The following is a 2,735-nucleotide window of genomic DNA, read 5'->3' on the forward strand; positions in this document are numbered from 1 at the left end:
TGCCGACGTAGCTCTGCACGCTTCCGGTACACATAAAGTCGTACCAACTGCCGACCGTAAAGCAGGGGACGTTCATCTTGTCGAAGTGCCGCGTGCAATCTTCATCGGCCCAATAGGCGTCGTAGGTCGGGTGGTCGAGCATGCGCTGCATCCACCGGGCGCTGTCGCCGATGTCGCGCGAGGTGTTTCCCATTCCTTTGATGAGCCGCGCCGGACGAACCGTGCCGCCGATCCGATAGCCTTCGTGAAACAGGCTCAGGCCGGTATCGATCATGTACTGGGCAACGAGATGCGGCGGTTGCGTGACGGCGAGAAAGTTCTGTGCGTAGCCGGCTTGGGAACCGCCGAACGTGCCGATCTTGCCCGTCGACCAAGGTTGCGCGGCGAGCCATTCGACGGTATCGTAACCATCTTGCAGCTTCCCCCAACCGAGCGCGCGATAGCCGTCGAACACTCCTTCCGACTTTTGCGCGCCGCGAAAGCTCTGCACGCAGACGACATAGCCGCGCGCCGCAAACGAAGAGCTTTGCTTGCGCGTCGCCGCGCCGGTGATGTCGGCATAGCGCTGCGCATAGAGCACCGGCCACGGCCCCGCGCCGGCCGGTTTATAGAGATACGCCGAGAGGCGAACGCCGTCGCGCATCGGGATCATGACGTGTTCTTCGCTCGTGCCCGGCGCAAGGGGCGACGGCTCCGGCGGAGCCGGGTCCGCGGCGCTCGCCGTACCTATGCATAAGAGCAGTGCAAAACAAGCGAGCAAAGCATAAAGCCGGCGAGGGAATCGTTGCATGCTCGCAAACTCTCGGTTCGGAATAGTAGGAGATTCGCGAAACCGCAAGCGATGGATCAACCGTCCCGCTTGCGGTTTCGCGAGAACTCGTTCGCAATCTTCTCGTCTTCAGCTCAGGTGATGTGCGCGCCTTGTGCTTCGACATACACCGAATAAAGCGATTGGCTGCCCGTCATGAACAGGTTGTTGCGCTTACGGCCGCCGAAGCAGACGTTGGAGCAGATCTCGGGGAGCCGGATCTGGCCGATGCGCTTGCCGTCGGGTGCGAAGATGTGGACGCCGTCGTAACCGTCGCCGACCCAACCAGCCGACGACCAGACGTTCCCCTCGGTGTCGCAACGAATTCCGTCGGCGATCCCCTTCTTGCCGTCGAGCTCCATCGACGCGAAGGCCTTGCCGTCGGCGAGCGTCTTCTCGTCGACGATGTCCCAGACTTTGATATCGGCCGGAACCGCGGTAGCCGAGTGGCTCGCGCCGGAGTCGGCGACGTAGAGCTTTTTATAATCGGGCGAGAAGCAAAGACCGTTCGGCTTGACGATATCGTCCGTCACCTTCGAGATCTTCCCCTTCTTGTCGACGCGGTAGACCGCTTCCTTGAGCTCCAACTCTCCCTTATTACCTTCGTAGTGCATCATGCTGCCGTAGCCGGGATCGGTGAACCAGATGTCGCCGTTCGGGTGTACGACCACATCGTTCGGAGCGTTCAGCGGTTTGCCTTCGAACTTATCGGCGATCACGGTCGTCGTGCCGTCGTATTCGTAGCGCACGACGCGGCGGTTGCCGTGTTCGCACGAAAGCTGCCGGCCTTGGTAGTCGAACGTGTTGCCGTTGCTGTTACCGGCCGGTTTGCGAAACACGCTCACATGGCCGTCGTCTTCGAGGTAGCGCAGCTGCCGATCGTTCGGGATATCGCTCCAAACCAGATACCGGCCGACGCCGTTCCAAGCCGGCCCCTCGGCCCAAAGCGTGCCGGTGTGCAAGCGGCGGATCGGCGTGTTGCCGATCTTGATCTTCTTAAACCGATCGTCGAGCACGACGATATCCGGATCGGGATAGCGCGTCGGCTCGGCGCCGGGGCCGAAGTCTCGCGCCAAGACGTTGTGCTTCGACATCGCAGGCCCAAACGCCGCGGCAGCCGCAGCGGCTAGCGAACCGGCGAGAAACGAGCGACGATTCGGCGGCGTATTTTCAGGGAGTGGTTCCGACATAGGGTGTCTTCCTAGCGTTGATTTTTTGGGAGGCGATCAAAGGAGAACAAACAAGCGGCCGGGACGCGTCGGCTTTATTCGGAAGCCGACTTTTCGCCCGGGATCGGTACGAACTTCACGCACACCGGCGCGAAGACTTCGATCCGGCTCGTCAACTCTCCCAAGGCACCCGTCGCCGGGTCGATCGCGAACGTGAGCACATCGTTGCCCGACTGATTGGCGCAGAGGAAGTATTTGCCGGTCGGGTCGATGCCGAACGCGCGGGGAATGTTCACTCCTTCGCTCTTGTGGCCGACGAGCGAGAGCTTGCCGGTCGCTTCGTCGACTTTAAACGCCGCGATCGAATTTTGCGTTCGGTTCGAGCCGTAGACGAACTTGCCCGACGGATGGACTTGCACTTCGGCCGTGCTGAATTGCGGCACGGCTTTCACCCCGTCGGGAAGCGTCGAGATGGTTTGAATCTCGGTGAGCGAACCCTTCGCGGCGTCGAAGGCATAGGCCGTGATCGTGAGGTTGATCTCGTTGATGACGTACGCGAACTTCGCATTCGGATGAATCGCGAAGTGCCGCGGGCCGGCGACTTTGGCGGTTTCGCCATAGGGAGGATCGTTCGGCGTGATCGTCCCCTTCGCGCCGTCGAACTTGTAGATGACCACCGTGTCGAGTCCGAGATCGGCGCAGAAGGCCAACGTGTTCGCCGGAGCGAGGTTGATCGAGTGGGCGTGCGGCGAACGTTG

The 2,735-nt window shown here is 61.3% G+C and carries 3 protein-coding genes; all 3 read right to left on the reverse strand.

All coding sequences use genetic code 11. From position 1 onward, the window contains the following. On the reverse strand, positions 1–790 hold a 790-nt coding region (locus K8U03_03190; protein ID MCE9603887.1), incomplete at its 3' end, for a CocE/NonD family hydrolase. 113 nt (positions 791–903) lie between these two features. Further along, positions 904–1,998, reverse strand: a complete 1,095-nt coding sequence (locus K8U03_03195) for an SMP-30/gluconolactonase/LRE family protein (protein ID MCE9603888.1) — start codon at positions 1,996–1,998, stop codon at positions 904–906. 74 nt (positions 1,999–2,072) lie between these two features. Next, positions 2,073–2,735, reverse strand: a 663-nt coding sequence (locus K8U03_03200) for a lactonase family protein (protein MCE9603889.1), incomplete at its 5' end; no start/stop codon positions are given.

The organism is Planctomycetia bacterium (assembly GCA_021413845.1).
In the GTDB taxonomy this organism is placed as follows: domain Bacteria; phylum Planctomycetota; class Planctomycetia; order Pirellulales; family PNKZ01; genus PNKZ01.

Excerpts from the sequence above, each read along its gene's own strand:
- K8U03_03195 (MCE9603888.1), bottom strand. The coding sequence starts at position 1,998 with ATGTCGGAACCACTCCCTGAAAATACGCCGCCGAATCGTCGCTCGTTT.